We start from the raw sequence: 15,642 nt of genomic DNA, 5'->3' as shown, positions 1-15,642 counted from the left end.
CAGGCGATGACATCACAACTGGTGCGAAAAGCTCAGGAGTCCACTGAAATGTTGTGCTTCTTGAGGAACGCGACAAACGCCTCTTCGTCCAGCACTTTCAACCCTAGCTCATTGGCTTTGGTCAGCTTGGAACCTGCCCCGGGGCCTGCGACCACGGTGTGGGTCTTGGCCGATACCGAGCCTGAGACCTTGGCGCCGAGGCTTTCGAGTTTGTCCTTGGCGACGTCGCGGCTCATCAGTTCCAGCGAGCCGGTCAGGACCCAGGTCTGGCCCGCGAGCGGCAGGCCTTCGACCACCTTCTTCTCGCTGTGCCAGTGCATGCCGAAGTCTTTGAGCTGTTGCTCGATCTTGAGGGCACGATCGGCATTCTCCGTGATGTCGAAGAACGCCCTGACAGACTGCGCCTGCTTTTCCGGCAAGGTCTGGCGCATGTCCAGCCAGTCAGCCTTGACCACGCCTTCCAGCGTGCCGAATTTATCGGCCAGCTTCTGCGCCCCGCCGGGCCCTATCGATGGAATGTTGAGCTTGTCGAGCATGCCGCCCAGGGTCGCGCTGGCCGCGAATTCGGCGCCCAGATCACCGGTGTCCTGCAGCTCCATTTTGCACTCGCCCAGCAGCGCACCGATCACGTTCTGGTTGTGATCGTCTTCGAAGAAGCTGTGAATCTCGTGAGCCACTTCCAGCCCGATGTCCGGCAAGTAGGTCAGTACTTCCGGCAGCGCCACTTTCACCTTGTCCAGCGAACCCAGCGAACGCGCCAGCACCTTGGCGGTTTCCTCGCCGACATCGGGAATGCCCAACGCGTAGATAAAGCGCGCCAGCGTCGGCTTCTTGCTGTCATCGATGGCTTTGAGCAGCTTCTTGCTGGAGATTTCGGCGAAGCCTTCCAGGTCGATGATCTGCTCGTAGTCGAGTTTGTAGAGGTCAGCCGGAGAACCGATGAGTTTCTCGTCCACCAGTTGCTCGATGGTCTTGTCGCCCAGGCCCTCGATGTCCATGGCGCGACGGGACACGTAATGGATGATCGCTTGCTTGAGCTGCGCACCACAGGCCAGACGCCCGACGCAGCGATACACCGCGCCCTCGCTGACGGTCTCCTTGCCTTTGCTGCGCTTGATCAACTGGGTGCGTTCGACCTGCGAGCCACAGACCGGGCAAGTCTGCGGAATTTCGACCTTGCGGGCGTTTTCAGGACGGCGCTCCAGCACCACCTGCACCACCTGCGGAATCACGTCACCCGCGCGGCGGATGATCACGGTATCACCGATCATCAAGCCCAGACGCGCCACTTCATCCATGTTGTGCAAGGTAGCGTTGGCCACGGTGACGCCTGCGACCTTGACCGGCTTCAAGCGCGCGACCGGGGTGACGGCGCCGGTGCGGCCGACCTGGAATTCCACATCCAGCAGTTCGGTGAGTTCTTCCATGGCCGGGAATTTGTGGGCAATGGCCCAGCGCGGTTCACGGGCGCGGAAACCCAATTCACGCTGCGCAGCGATGCTGTTGACCTTGAACACCACGCCGTCGATTTCGTAAGGCAGCGACAGGCGACGCTCGCCGATGTCGTGGTAGTACTTTAGGCAGTCGTCAATGCCGGCAGCCACTTTCAGCTCGCGGCTGATGGGCATGCCCCATTCTTTCAACTGTTTCAGGTTGCCGATGTGGGTGTCGGAAATGTCGTGGGACACCTGGCCGATGCCATAGCAGCAGAATTCCAGAGGGCGATTGGCGGTGATCTTCGAATCAAGCTGGCGCAGGCTGCCCGCGGCGGCGTTGCGCGGGTTGGCGAACGTCTTGCCGCTGACCTCCAGCTGGCTCTCGTTCAGGCGCTCGAAGCCGGCCTTGGACATGAACACTTCGCCGCGCACTTCGAGAGTTTCCGGCCAGCCTTCGCCGTGCAGTTTGAGCGGGATGTTGCGCACGGTACGAACGTTGACACTGATGTCCTCGCCGGTAGTGCCGTCGCCACGGGTAGCGCCGCGCACCAGCGCACCGTTCTGATACAACAGGCTTACGGCCAGCCCGTCGAGCTTGGGTTCACAGCTGTATTCGACCTTCTCGCCCGCTCCTAACAGATCGCCCACAGGCAGATCCAGCCCTTCGGTGACACGCCGGTCGAACTCGCGCATGTCGCCTTCTTCGAAGGCGTTGCCGAGGCTGAGCATGGGAATTTCGTGGCGCACTTGAGTGAACGCCGACAACGCCGCACTGCCGACCCGCTGAGTGGGTGAATCAGGGGTGACCAGATGCGGGTTTTCCCCTTCCAGCGCCTTCAGCTCATGAAACAGGCGGTCGTACTCGACGTCCGGAATGCTCGGCTCGTCAAGGACGTGATACCGGTAGTTATGCAGGTCCAGCTCTGCGCGCAGTTCCAGGATTCGGGTTTCGGCAGCTTTCATACGGTGTTCTCTCAGAATGCAAAAGAGCAGCCGAAGCTGCTCAATTCATGGTGCGATCCGGCGCGTGAGCACCGGACTTCAATCAACGACGCTGAGTCAGCGCGCGGCGTTCGAACTCGACGATGCGCTGGCGGTAGTGCTCGATGGTCTGCGCGGTCATGACGCTGCGCTGATCATCTTTCAATTCGCCGTTCAGTTCATGGGCCAGTTTGCGCGCCGCGGCCACCATCACGTCGAAAGCCTGCTTCGGATGACGAGGGCCCGGCAGGCCGAGGAAGAAGCTCACGGCGCGGGTGCTGAAGTGGTCGATGTCGTCCAGATCGAACACGCCAGGCTTGACCGCATTGGCCATGGAGAACAGTACTTCGCCATTGCCCGCCATGCTTTCGTGACGATGGAAGATGTCCATCTCGCCGAAACGCAGGCCGCTTTCCAGAATATTCTGTAACAAAGCAGGCCCCTTGAAGCCGCTTTCGTCACGGGAAATAACGCTGATCACCAGCACTTCTTCAACCGGCGGCAGGTCTTTGTCTTCGGTAATGCGCTGCGGCGCCTTGTCGTCGGGGAAATCGTCGTCACGGGCGCCAAACAGGCTCGGACCATCGGTATCCAGGTTCAGGTCACCCTGCTGTGGCTCGTCTTTGCGCTGCTTGCGTTTGGACTCACGCTCCGCACGCTCGGGCCGGTCGCGGGCCGCGCTCATGGTCGGCAGATCCTGCTCGTCGAGCTGAGGTTCTTTCTGGGTTTCAAGGACACGCGCAGGGCCCAACACTTCGGCAGACGGTGCTTCCTCGTCGTCCGGCAGGTTGGAGAAGCTGCGGTCCAGCCTGAATTTCAATTTGCCTTTACCGCCGCGCATCCGGCGCCAGCCGTCAAAAAGAATACCGGCAATGACAATAATGCCGATGACGATCAGCCACTCTCGCAGACCGATTTCCATGTAATCCCGTGCCTCTAATGAAAATTCTGAAAATTAAGGGCGTAAACCCCTTTAAAACGTGGAGCCAACTCTATGTTCTGAATGGCCTTTTACCCACGCAAAATGAAAAAGTGGACATTAAGCTAGCACGACCAAAGGTAACTTTACACCGTCTGTTACATCTGGCATGTGCCGAGCATCTGTGCCAGCGCGACAGCTATTTCTGTACTGCGCCGTCAGAACGCCACTTTTCCCTCATCAATCTGTTTGACCGCATGACGGCCCGCTACGCATCCACCAGCGCCATCGCCTCCTCTACGTCCACCGCCACGAGGCGCGAACACCCGGGTTCGTGCATGGTGACGCCCATCAACTGATCGGCCATTTCCATGGCGATCTTGTTGTGGGTGATGTAGATGAACTGCACGGTTTGCGACATCTCCTTGACCAGTCGGGCATAGCGGCCCACGTTGGCGTCGTCCAGTGGTGCATCGACTTCGTCGAGCATGCAGAACGGCGCCGGGTTGAGTTTGAAAATGGCAAAAACCAGTGCCAATGCGGTCAGGGCTTTTTCGCCGCCGGACAGCAAATGGATCGTGCTGTTCTTCTTGCCCGGGGGGCGCGCCATGATCGTCACCCCTGTATCGAGTAAATCTTCGCCCGTCAGTTCCAAGTAAGCGCTTCCGCCACCGAAAACTTTTGGAAAAAGTGCCTGAATTCCGCTGTTTATCTGATCAAAGGTCTCTTTGAAGCGATTGCGCGTTTCTTTGTCGATCTTGCGGATGACGTTTTCCAGCGTGTCCAGCGCTTCCACCAGATCGGCGTCCTGAGCGTCCAGATAACGCTTGCGCTCGGACTGCTGCTGATACTCGTCGATGGCCGCCAGGTTGATGGCGCCCAGACGCTGAATACGCGCGTCGATGCGCCCCAACTCTTCTTCGGCATCCTTTTCGTTGGCCTCGGGCGTCAGCGTCGCCAGCACGCCATTTAGATCGTAGCCGTCTTCGTGCAATTGCTCCTGCAAAGCCTTGCGGCGAACGGTCAGCGATTGCCATTCCAGACGCTGCTGTTCCAGCTGGCCGCGCAGCAATTGCGACTGTTGTTCGGCCTGAGTGCGGCGTTTCTCGGCTTCGCGCAGTTCGCGGTCGGCGTCTTCCAGGGCGTTCTTCGCTGTGCGCATTTCGTCGTCGACGACCATGCGCTTTTCCAGCAATTCCTCAAGCTTCAGACGCAATTCTTCCAGCGGCGCCTCGCCCTCCTCCAGCCCGAGGTTCAACTGCTCACGCTTTTCGGTCAGGCGTTCGGACTGCATCTCCAGACGCTCCAGCGCCTGGCGGGTGGAATCATGTTGTGCGCGCAGCGAACTCAACCGCACCGCCAGCTGGTTGCCGTGGTCCTTATGCTGACGGGCTTCCTGGCGCACCCGGTCCAGGCGCTCGCGCAGGCTGTCGCGCTGGGCCAGCAGCAATTCGCGCTGCTCGGTGTCCAGCGCCATGCTGTCGAGGGCGTCCTGCAATTGCAGACGCGACTCACCGAGACTCTCCTGCTCGATGGCACGCTGCTCGCCCAGCTCGGTCAGCTCTTCGTCCAGACGCGTGCGGCGCAGTGTCAGTTGTTCGACCTTGGCCTTGGCCGCCGATAACTGCGCTTTGAGTTCACTCTGCTGACGGGCTTCGTCCTGCAAGCGGCGGCGCAATTGCTCGCGATTGTCTTCCTGAATGCGCTGTTGCTCGCGCTGGGTCAGCAATTGTTCTTCCAGCGCGGCCAGCGTCGCTTCGCGCTCTTCGCGCTCAAGTTCCAGACGCTGCAATTCCTGCCCACGGGCGAGAACGCCGCTCTCAGCTTCGCTGGCCCGGCGCACACGCAGGAAATCGCGACCCACCCAATAGCCATCGCGGCTGATCAGGCTCTGCCCGACACTGAGCTGACCGCGCATCGATAAGGCGTCGTCGAGGGTCTCGACCGGTTTGACCTGCTCCAGCCAACTGCTGAGATCGACATGGGTTTCGACCTTGTCCAACAGGCTGCCGGGGATGCGGGTCTTGTCGGCAGCAGGGCTGACCAGACGCAGATCGCCCTGGCTGAACCCCGCCAGATCGAGCCCGTTGAAATCGTCCACCAGCACCGCGTGCAGATCGGCGCCCAACACGGTTTCAACCGCCAACTCCCAACCGGCTTCGACGCGCAGCCCTTCGGCCAGACGCGGACGCTCGTTGAGTTGCTGGTCCCGAAGCCATTCGGCAGTGCCGGTGCCCGGATCCAGGGCGGCCTGTTGCAAGGCTTCCAGCGAGGCGATGCGGCCGTTCAGACGCTGCAAGTCGCCCTGCGCCTGTTGCTGGGATTGAGTGGCCTGTTGCAGTTCGAGGCGCAGTTGCTCAAGGCGCTCGATGAGTTGTTCTTCTTCGGCGGTCAGCTCTTCGAAGGTCATCTCGCGGGCGGCGAGGTCTTCGCTGAGTTCCAGAATCGCCGCGTCTTCAGGGTCGGCCGCCAGTAACTGGCGCTCTTCGCCCAGACGGCGTTGACGCTCGGCCAGACGCTCCATGCTGGTTTCCAGCTGCTGGATGCGCGACTGCTGCACTTCGGCCTGACGCCGAGGCTCGGCAGAAGTCAGGTTGAAGGCGTCCCACTTTTCCTGCCAGCTGTGCATCGAGGCCTCGGCCTCTTCCAGCGCGGCGGCGGACTCCTCGGCGGCGGCGAGGGTCATGTCCTGTTCAGGCTCGAGCATTTCCAGCTCTTCGCCGAGGGTCGCCAGCAAGGTGCGGTCGTGGCCCAGATGGGATTCGGTTTCCTGCCGGGCGCGCTCGGCTTCGCGCAGATCGTCCTGCAACTGGCGCAGACGTTGCTGACCGTGCTGAATGCTCTGCTCGTTGCGCGCGATGTCACCGCCGACCGAATAGAAGCGGCCCTGCACCAGATTGAACCGTTCGGACAGGTCGTGATGCCCGTCGCGCAGGCGTTCGATGGCCGCGTCGGCACTGCGTTGATCGGCGACCAGCGCCTCGAAGCCGACTTCCTGATTGCCGATGATCGACTCGCGTTGCGCCACCTGTTCGTTCAACGCCTGCCAGCGCAACGCCGACAACTGCGCCTTGAGCTGACGCTCTTCGGCTTTGTATTCCTGATATTTCTCGGCGGCCTGGGCCTGACGGTGCAAACGCTCCAACTGGCGTTCGAGTTCTTCGCGCAGGTCGGTCAGGCGAGCGAGGTTTTCGTGGGTGCGACGAATGCGGTTCTCGGTTTCACGGCGGCGCTCTTTGTACTTGGAGATGCCGGCCGCTTCTTCGATGAAATTGCGCAGATCCTCGGGCTTGGCTTCGATCAGCTTGGAGATCATGCCCTGCTCGATGATCGAGTAGCTGCGCGGGCCCAGGCCGGTGCCAAGAAAGATATCGGTGATGTCGCGACGACGGCATTTTGTGCCGTTCAGGTAATAGGTGTTCTGGCTGTCGCGGGTGACTTTGCGGCGAATGGAAATTTCCGCGTAGCTGGCGTATTCGCCCACCAGGGTGCTGTCCGAGTTGTCGAACACCAGCTCGATGCTGGCCTGGCTCACCGGCTTACGGCTGGTGGAGCCGTTGAAGATGACGTCGGTCATCGACTCGCCGCGCAGGTTCTTGGCCGAGCTTTCGCCCATGACCCAGCGCACCGCGTCGATGATATTGGATTTGCCGCATCCATTGGGGCCGACCACGGCCGCCATGTTGCTGGGGAAGTTCACCGTCGTCGGATCGACGAACGACTTGAACCCGGCCAGCCTGATGCACTTGAGGCGCATGGATCAGCTGGCCGCCAATGCAGACAGGATCGACTGGCAGCTGCGCTCGGCATAGCTGGTGAGCACATCGCGGATGCGCGCCAGATCACGGGCGACCACCGCCTCGAGCAACTGGCCGAACAGGGTCAGGTATTCACTCATCTCGGCCTGACGCTGCTCGAGGGCCAGATAGTAGAAGCGGCTCATGGACGGCTGCAGGTTCTCGACGGTCTCTTCCAGATAGGGATTGTTGGCGAACGGATACGCCGCGCGCATCACGTTGAAGCTGTCTTCAACGAAGCTCTTCACATCCGCGCGCTCACAGCTGGTGATCAGACGCTGCTGGATTTGCAGGAACGGCGCCAGATCGAGTTCCTCTTTCCAGCTCTTGGCCACCGCGAGGCCAAGCAGGATGTACAGCTCGCTCATCAGCGCGCACAGACTCTGAATGTTGTGCGGGGTGAGGACAGACACTTGCGCACCACGGCGCGGCAAGATAGCGATCAGATGGCGACGTTCGAGAATCAGCAGTGCTTCGCGCACCGATCCGCGGCTGACATTGAGTGCAGCAGTGACCTTCTGCTCCTGAATCCGCTCCCCTGGCTTGAGCTCGCCGCGAATGATCCGCTCGGCGAGGTGATGAGCGATCTGCTCAGCGAGGCTGTCCGGTGCCTTGAACGTCATTTCTTTCCTTTAAATCCAATAGCTGCACACAAGCGGCGCAGTGTATCGCACTGGATACCTGTGGCGCAGGGCCATATGCACGGAAACTGGCACGAAATAAGCAAAACTTTGAGCGTCGCCACACCGATTCATTGCAAGGCCATGTTGCCGTTAATCGGCAAGTCTGTGGAAACTCATATTTCTTGACTTATAGGTCAGATTTTAATTGACCCAATAGTCAGAACTGATAGATTCATCGACAGGTTCGATGACAGATTCCGTTACACCTTCACACGACTGCTATTTATTACAAGAAGACGAGGCGCGACCCGTGATCCAGTTTTTGCTGAACCAAGAGCTGAAAACCGAGCATGCTCTGGACCCCAACATGACGGTGCTCAACTATCTCCGTGAGCATTTGCACAAATCCGGCACCAAGGAAGGCTGCGCCAGCGGCGACTGCGGCGCTTGTACCGTCGTTGTCGGCGAGCTGAGCACAGACGATGAAGGCCAGGACCACTTGAGCTATCGCAGTCTCAATTCCTGCCTGACGTTCGTTGCGTCGCTGCATGGCAAACAGCTGATCAGCGTCGAGGACCTCAAGCATCAGGGCCAACTGCACAGCGTGCAGCAGGCCATGGTCGATTGCCACGGCTCGCAGTGCGGCTTCTGCACGCCGGGCTTCGTGATGTCGTTGTTCGCTCTGCAGAAAAACAGCGTTCAAACCTGCTCGCCCCAGGAACAGAGCGCCCAGGCCCATGAAGCCTTGGCTGGCAACCTCTGCCGCTGCACCGGCTATCGCCCGATTCTGGCGGCTGCCGAACAGAGCTGCAGCCAGCGCCAACCCGATCAGTTCGATACCCGCAAAGCCCAGACCATCGCTCGGCTTAAAGCCATCAAGCCGCAGGAGACCGCTGAGCTGAACAGCGGCGACAAGCGCTGCCTGGTGCCGCTGACCGTGGCCGATCTGGCCGATCTTTACGACTCGTACCCGCAAGCCCGACTGCTGGCAGGCGGCACTGATCTGGCGCTGGAAGTCACCCAGTTCCATCGTCCGCTTCCAGTGATGATTTACGTCGGCAATGTCGCCGAAATGAAGAAGGTCGAGCATTTCGACGACCGCATCGAAATCGGCGCCGCCACCTCGCTCACCGATTGCTATGAAGCGTTGAGCAGCGAGTACCCTGATTTCGGCGAGCTGCTGCACCGTTTTGCATCGCTGCAGATCCGCAATCAGGGCACGCTGGGCGGCAACATCGGCAACGCCTCGCCCATCGGCGACTCGCCTCCCTTGCTCATCGCCCTCGGCGCGAAGATTGTCCTGCGCAAGGGCGAGAAAACCCGCACGCTGGCGCTGGAAGACTACTTCATCGATTACCGCGTGACCGCACGTCAGGAAAGCGAGTTCATCGAGAAGATCATCGTGCCCAAGGCCAATGTCAGGCAGGTCTTCCGCGCTTATAAAGTGTCCAAACGTCTGGACGACGATATTTCCGCAGTCTGCGCCGCCTTCCGCATTCAGGTTGAAAACGGCGCCATCGTCGACGCCCGCGCGGCATTCGGCGGCATGGCAGCGATTCCCAAACGCGCGGCCCATTGCGAGCAGGCCCTGATCGGTCAGCCCTGGACTTCAGCTACCGTCGAGCGCGCCTGTGCTGCGCTTGAAAAGGACTTCACGCCGCTGTCGGATTTCCGCGCCACCAAGGAATACCGTCTGTTGAGCGCGCAAAACCTGCTGCGTAAATACTTCATCGAGCTGCAAACGCCACACATCGAGACTCGGGTGACTGCTTATGTCTAATCACGCTCCCCAAAAGACTCAGGAAGAACTGGTCACCCTGTTTCAGCAGGACCTCACTACCGGCGTTGGCCGCAGCGTCAAGCACGACAGCGCTGACAAGCATGTGTCGGGCGAGGCGATCTACATCGATGACCGGCTGGAGTTTCCCAATCAGCTGCACGTTTACGCGCGGATGTCCGACCGGGCCCATGCGCGAATCGTCAGCGTTGATGTCACCCCCTGTTACGACTTCGAAGGCGTACGCATCGCCATCACTCACGAAGACATTCCGGGGCTTAAAGACATCGGTCCGTTGCTGCCCGGCGACCCGTTGCTGGCCATCGATAAGGTCGAGTTTGTCGGCCAGCCGGTGATTGCCGTGGCTGCCCGCGACCATGAAACCGCGCGCAAGGCGGCGATGGCGGCGATCATCGAATACGAAGATCTGGAGCCGGTGCTCGACGTGGTCGAGGCCTATCGCAAAAAGCACTTCGTGCTCGACAGCCACACACACCAGCGCGGCGATTCTGCCGTGGCGCTGGAGACTGCACCGAACCGCATTCAGGGCACGCTGCACATCGGCGGTCAGGAACACTTCTATCTCGAAACCCAGATCTCCTCAGTGATGCCCACTGAAGACGGCGGCATGATCGTCTACTGCTCGACGCAGAACCCGACCGAAGTGCAAAAACTGGTCGCCGAAGTGCTTGATGTGTCGATGAACAAAGTGGTTGTCGACATGCGCCGCATGGGCGGTGGTTTCGGTGGCAAGGAAACCCAGGCCGCAAGCCCGGCGTGCTTGTGCGCGGTGGTTGCGCGCCTCACCGGCCAGCCAACCAAGATGCGCCTGCCTCGCGTCGAAGACATGATGATGACCGGCAAGCGTCACCCCTTCTATGTCGAGTACGACGTCGGCTTCGACAACGACGGGCGCCTGCATGGCATACAGCTGGAACTGGCAGGCAACTGCGGCTGCTCGCCCGATCTGTCGGCTTCGATTGTCGACCGCGCGATGTTCCACGCCGACAACTCGTATTACCTGGGCGATGCCACCATCAACGGCCATCGCTGCAAGACCAACACTGCGTCCAACACCGCTTATCGCGGCTTCGGCGGCCCGCAAGGCATGGTCGCCATCGAGGAAGTCATGGACGCCATTGCCCGGCATCTGGGCAAGGACCCGCTGGCGGTGCGCAAGGCCAACTACTACGGCAAGACCGACCGCAACGTCACGCACTACTATCAGACCGTCGAGCACAACATGCTCGAAGAGATGACCGCCGAACTGGAAGAAAGCAGCCAGTACGCGGAGCGTCGCAAGGCGATCATCGCCTACAACGCCAACAGCCCGATCCTGAAGAAAGGCCTGGCGTTGACCCCGGTGAAATTCGGCATTTCCTTCACCGCCAGCTTCCTCAATCAGGCCGGTGCGCTGATTCATATCTACACCGACGGCAGCATCCACCTGAACCACGGCGGCACCGAGATGGGCCAGGGTTTGAACATCAAGGTGGCCCAGGTGGTGGCCGAGGTGTTCCAGGTCGATATCGACCGCGTGCAGATCACTGCGACCAATACCGACAAGGTACCGAACACCTCGCCAACAGCGGCCTCCAGCGGCGCGGACCTCAATGGCAAGGCGGCGCAGAACGCGGCGGAAACCATCAAGCAGCGTCTGGTTGAATTCGCGGCAAAGCACTACACGTGCGAGGAATCGCAGGTCGAATTCCGCAACGGTCATGTGCGCGTCGGCGAGCAGGTGATCAGCTTCGACACGCTGGCGCAGCAGGCGTGGATGGGCCAGGTGTCGCTGTCGAGCACCGGTTATTACAAGACGCCGAAGATCTTCTACGACCGCAGCCAGGCGCGTGGGAGGCCGTTCTACTACTTCGCCTTCGGCGCGGCCTGCACCGAGGTGATCGTCGACACGTTGACCGGCGAATACAAGATGCTGCGCACCGATATCCTGCATGACGTCGGCGCCTCACTGAACCCGGCCATCGACATCGGCCAGGTGGAAGGTGGCTACATTCAAGGCATGGGCTGGCTGACCACCGAAGAACTGGTGTGGAACGCCAAGGGCAAGCTGATGACCAACGGCCCGGCCGGTTACAAGATTCCGGCCGTCGCGGACATGCCAGCCGACTTGCGGGTGAAGCTGGTGGAGAACCGCAAGAACCCGGAAGACACGGTGTTCCATTCCAAGGCCGTGGGTGAACCGCCGTTCATGCTGGGCATTGCAGCCTGGTGCGCGATCAAGGATGCGGTGGCGAGTCTGGGCGATTACAGGCACCAGCCCAAGATCGACGCGCCTGCCACGCCGGAGCGGGTGTTGTGGGGGTGCGAGCAGATGCGCAAGCTTAAGCGTGATCAAGAGATCGTTCCCACGTTCCACGTGGGAATGCAGCCCGAGACGCTGCGCGTCGATTAACGGCGTGACGCAGAGCGTCACAGGAGGCGTGCCCACGCAGACGGTTCGACGCCTCGACGTGGGTACGATCATGGCAGGTATGGGTTTGATCGTCTGACTCGATCAGGAGAAACACATGAACAACTGGATCAGCGCCCTCGCCGAGTTGCAAACCCAGGGTGAAGCCTGCGTGCTGGTGACCATCATCGAGGAGCGTGGCTCGACGCCGCGCAATGCGGGCTCGAAAATGGTGGTCAGCGCCGAGCGGATCTACGACACCATTGGCGGCGGCCATCTGGAATTCAAGGCCATGGAAATCGCCCGCGAGATGCTCGCAAGCGGCAGCCAGCAAACACGGCTGGAGCGCTTCAGCCTCGGTGCCAGCCTTGGCCAATGCTGCGGCGGCGTGAACGTCTTGCTGTTCGAGCCGATGGGTCAGCCGCAGGCACAGATCGCGGTGTTCGGCGCCGGCCATGTCGGTCGCGCGCTGGTGCCGCTGCTCGCCAGCCTGCCCTGCCGGGTGCGCTGGATCGATTCGCGGGAAGCCGAATTCCCTGCACACCTGCCAGAAGGCGTGACCAGGATCGTCAACGACGAGGTGGTCGATGAAGTGGATAATCTGCCCCCCGGCAGCTACTGCATCGTCATGACCCACAACCATCAGCTGGACCTGGAACTGACCGCCGCCATCCTCAAACGCGGCGACTTTACGTGGTTCGGCCTGATCGGCTCGAAAACCAAACGCGTAAAATTCGAACATCGCCTGCGCGATCGCGGTTTCGACCCGGCCCTGGTCCAGCGCATGCGCTGCCCCATGGGCCTGGCCGAAGTGAAAGGCAAGCTGCCGATAGAGATTGCTGTCTCGGTCGCGGCTGAAGTGATTGCCACCTACAACGCCTGCTTTGGTATGGACAGCGGCGAGCAAGGCTCGACCTCTGAACCGATAGCCAAGCTGATGCCCGTTTCGCGGCGCAGCCAGGCTCAATGAATCTCTAGAGAACGAATCTCGAACATGACTACTGACAAGAAAGCCTATCGCGCCGCCATCGTTCACAGCATCGCCGACCCTGCCGAGGTGGTGGTCGAGGCATCCTATGAGTATTTCGAAGACGGCCTGATGGTGGTCGAGAACGGCAAGATCACCGCGGTCGGTCACACCAGGGACCTGCTGGGCAAACTCGCCAGCGACGTGGAAGTGGTGACCTACAAGGACGCGCTGATCACGGCCGGTTTCATCGACACCCACATCCATTTGCCACAGACCGGCATGGTCGGTTCCTACGGCGAACAGTTGCTGGACTGGCTTAATACCTACGTTTTCCCGGTCGAACGTCAGTTTGCCGATCCTGCCCACGCCGCTGAAGTTTCCGACATCTTCATCAAGGAATTGCTGCGCAACGGCACCACTACCGCACTGGTGTTCGGCAGTCGCCACAAGGAATCGGTGGACGCGTTCTTCACCGCTGCCGAGAAGCTCAACCTGCGCATGATCGCGGGCAAGGTGATGATGGACCGTAATGCCCCGGATTATCTGGTGGACACGGCCGAATCCAGTTACGTCGACAGCAAAGCGCTGATCGAGCGCTGGCACGGCAAGGGTCGTCTGCATTACGCGGTGACCCCACGCTTTGCGCCGACCAGTACGCCTGAGCAGCTGAGCCTTGCGGGTCAACTGATGACCGAGTACCCGGACCTGTACATGCAGACCCACATCAGTGAAAACCTGAAGGAAGTCGAGTGGGTCAAGGAACTGTTCCCTGAGCGCAAGAACTACCTGGATGTCTACGATCACTTCAAGCTGCTGGGCGAGCGCTCGGTGTTCGCTCACGGGGTGCATCTGTGCGATCAGGAATGTGAACGTCTGGCCGAAACCGGGTCAGCCATCGCCTTCTGCCCGACGTCCAACTTTTTCCTGGGCAGTGGCCTGTTCAACCTGCCGATGGCAGAAAGGCACAAGGTCAATGTGGGCCTTGGCACCGACGTCGGTGGCGGGACCAGCTTCTCGATCCTGCAAACGCTGAACGAGGCGTACAAGGTCATGCAGCTGCAGGGCGCCAAGCTCAGCCCGTTCAAATCGCTGTACCTGGCGACCCTCGGCGGCGCGCGGGCACTGCGTCTGGAAGACAAGATCGGCAACTTGCACGAAGGCACCGAAGCGGACTTCGTGGTGATGGATTTCAACGCGACACCGCTGCTGTCCTATCGCATGAAACAGGCGACCAGCATCGAAGAGAAGCTGTTCGTGTTGATGACGCTGGGGGATGACAGGACGGTCAGCGAGACCTATTCGGCTGGGGTTCTGGTGCACAAGCGCTGAGGCCAGCGCCCGACTTCGAACCCGGCGTAAATCAAATCCTTAATGATCGTTCCCACGCTCTGCGTGGGAACGCCTTTCTCGACGCTCTGCGTCGGCTTTGGACGCGGAGCGTCCTGGGATGCATTCCCACGCGGAGCGTGGGAACGATCACAAACGCGGAGCGTGGGAACGATCACAAGAGACTTGTGGGAGCTGGCTGCTGCCACAAATCCCTGTGGGAGCTGCCGGAGGTTACGACGGTGGCGAAGCGGTGTGTCAGACAAACCGATCAAACCGCCGTACTGCGCCCGGGCTTTTTCTTTGGCAGCATCAGGTGCGAAAACACTGCATGCAGGTCATCCGAGGCGCTTTCTTCGTCGAGGTTGAGTTTGCTGTCGATGTGATCCATGTGGTGCATCATCAGGTTCACGGCCAGGGCCGCGTCCCGCGCTTCGATTGCGTCGATCAACTGGGTGTGTTCATCGTAGGAACAGTGCGAGCGATTGCCGCTTTCGTACTGAGCGATGATCAATGAAGTCTGCGACACCAGACTGCGCTGAAAGCTGATCAGCGGCGCATTCTTCGCTGCTTCTGCCAGCTTCAGGTGAAACTCGCCGGACAGACGAATCCCTGCCCCACGATCACCTCTGGAAAAACTGTCGCGCTCGTCGCTGACCATCTTGCGCAGCTCGAGCAACTGCTCGGCCGTCGCGTGTTCGACTGCCAGTTCCGTGATGGCCTTCTCGACCATGCGTCGGGCGAAGAACACCTGGCGTGCTTCTTCGACACTTGGGCTTGCCACCACCGCGCCACGATTCGGGCGCAGCAACACCACGCCTTCATGGGCCAGGCGCGACAAGGCGCGACGAATGATGGTGCGGCTGACCCCGAAGATCTCGCCCAGGGCTTCTTCGCTCAGCTTGGTGCCGGGCGCCAGCCGCTGTTCGAGGATGGCCTCGAAAATGTGCGCGTAGACGATGTCGTCCTGGGTGCCGCTGCGGCCAGCCTTGGCGGCACGCGGTTGTTTCTTGAGAGGTTGCAGCTGATCGTTCATGGGCACTCGTAAGAACTGAATCCGGCGCAAGGCCGTGACCGTGATCGGTGATGGGCAAATCAATAGCAGATATCGCCCAAAAGTCACAGTAAAAGTAATGGCGCATTGTACACAGTGTGCAAAGTCTGAACACGCCCTTGCTGGTCGAGGCGTTATGCACACAATCTCAAAAATATTCACGACAAAATCAAAAACATTATTTGCATTATTTGTATACAAAAGCATAATTCGCTCGTGCACGTTTCTGACCTTTCAGTCAAGAAATTGGACTGAGGGCTGTCTCGCCTCACGGAGCAGTTACCGGCTCTGAAAAAAACAACAAAAACGTTCCGAGGAATTCACTGTGGAAAGTCGCAAAACCGAAGCC

Annotated in this window: 9 protein-coding genes; 4 read left to right on the top strand and 5 right to left on the bottom strand. The window is 60.1% G+C overall.

What is annotated here, in order from left to right; all coding sequences use genetic code 11:
- Positions 1-32 precede the first annotated feature (32 nt).
- The 4 genes from ligA to BWR59_RS27820 form a co-directional block, all read right to left on the bottom strand.
- The gene (gene ligA / locus BWR59_RS27835) at positions 33-2,399 is read right to left on the bottom strand and encodes an NAD-dependent DNA ligase LigA (RefSeq protein ID WP_081568908.1); all 2,367 of its coding nucleotides are present in this window, start codon (positions 2,397-2,399) and stop codon (positions 33-35) included.
- Positions 2,400-2,481: 82 nt separating this feature from the next.
- Complete coding sequence (zipA, locus tag BWR59_RS27830; protein ID WP_081568907.1) at positions 2,482-3,339, bottom strand: cell division protein ZipA; 858 nt, start codon at positions 3,337-3,339, stop codon at positions 2,482-2,484.
- A 265-nt stretch (positions 3,340-3,604) separates the two neighbouring features.
- The gene (smc, locus tag BWR59_RS27825) at positions 3,605-7,093 is read right to left on the bottom strand and encodes a chromosome segregation protein SMC (RefSeq protein WP_081568906.1); all 3,489 of its coding nucleotides are present in this window, start codon (positions 7,091-7,093) and stop codon (positions 3,605-3,607) included.
- 3 nt (positions 7,094-7,096) lie between these two features.
- Positions 7,097-7,756 carry a GntR family transcriptional regulator gene (locus BWR59_RS27820; protein ID WP_081568905.1) on the bottom strand — a complete coding sequence of 220 codons (660 nt, stop codon included), beginning with the start codon at positions 7,754-7,756 and terminating at the stop codon, positions 7,097-7,099.
- 310 nt (positions 7,757-8,066) lie between these two features.
- Between BWR59_RS27820 and xdhA the strand changes: the two genes are divergently transcribed.
- The 4 genes from xdhA to guaD all read left to right on the top strand — a co-directional run bounded on the left by xdhA (position 8,067) and on the right by guaD (position 14,242).
- Complete coding sequence (gene xdhA, locus BWR59_RS27815) at positions 8,067-9,536, top strand: xanthine dehydrogenase small subunit (protein WP_081568904.1); 1,470 nt, start codon at positions 8,067-8,069, stop codon at positions 9,534-9,536.
- Positions 9,529-11,946, top strand: a complete 2,418-nt coding sequence (xdhB, locus tag BWR59_RS27810; protein ID WP_081568903.1) for a xanthine dehydrogenase molybdopterin binding subunit — start codon at positions 9,529-9,531, stop codon at positions 11,944-11,946. The genes xdhA and xdhB overlap by 8 nt, the downstream gene beginning before the upstream one ends.
- Positions 11,947-12,061: 115 nt before the next feature.
- A complete protein-coding gene (gene xdhC, locus BWR59_RS27805; protein ID WP_081568902.1) occupies positions 12,062-12,913 on the top strand; it encodes a xanthine dehydrogenase accessory protein XdhC in 852 nt (283 codons plus the stop codon).
- A gap of 24 nt (positions 12,914-12,937) precedes the next feature.
- A complete protein-coding gene (guaD, locus tag BWR59_RS27800) occupies positions 12,938-14,242 on the top strand; it encodes a guanine deaminase (RefSeq protein ID WP_081568901.1) in 1,305 nt (434 codons plus the stop codon).
- Positions 14,243-14,510: 268 nt separating this feature from the next.
- Here the strand turns inward: guaD and BWR59_RS27795 are convergent, their stop codons facing one another.
- On the bottom strand, positions 14,511-15,275 hold the full coding sequence (locus BWR59_RS27795; protein ID WP_081568900.1) for a GntR family transcriptional regulator: 765 nt from the start codon (positions 15,273-15,275) through the stop codon (positions 14,511-14,513).
- Between the last annotated feature and the right edge of the window lie 367 nt (positions 15,276-15,642).

Origin of the sequence: Pseudomonas sp. Bc-h, assembly GCF_002080045.1 — a bacterium.
In the GTDB taxonomy this organism is placed as follows: domain Bacteria; phylum Pseudomonadota; class Gammaproteobacteria; order Pseudomonadales; family Pseudomonadaceae; genus Aquipseudomonas.
Note: the sequence above shows the minus strand (reverse complement) of the source record. Positions and strands in the feature narration are given on the sequence as shown.

Coding starts and splice junctions, on each gene's coding strand:
- ligA (WP_081568908.1), bottom strand. CDS start 2,399: ATGAAAGCTGCCGAAACCCGAATCCTGGAACTGCGCGCAGAGCTGGAC.
- xdhC (WP_081568902.1), top strand. CDS start 12,062: ATGAACAACTGGATCAGCGCCCTCGCCGAGTTGCAAACCCAGGGTGAA.
- BWR59_RS27820 (WP_081568905.1), bottom strand. CDS start 7,756: ATGACGTTCAAGGCACCGGACAGCCTCGCTGAGCAGATCGCTCATCAC.
- smc (WP_081568906.1), bottom strand. CDS start 7,093: ATGCGCCTCAAGTGCATCAGGCTGGCCGGGTTCAAGTCGTTCGTCGAT.
- zipA (WP_081568907.1), bottom strand. CDS start 3,339: ATGGAAATCGGTCTGCGAGAGTGGCTGATCGTCATCGGCATTATTGTC.
- BWR59_RS27795 (WP_081568900.1), bottom strand. CDS start 15,275: ATGAACGATCAGCTGCAACCTCTCAAGAAACAACCGCGTGCCGCCAAG.
- guaD (WP_081568901.1), top strand. CDS start 12,938: ATGACTACTGACAAGAAAGCCTATCGCGCCGCCATCGTTCACAGCATC.
- xdhB (WP_081568903.1), top strand. CDS start 9,529: ATGTCTAATCACGCTCCCCAAAAGACTCAGGAAGAACTGGTCACCCTG.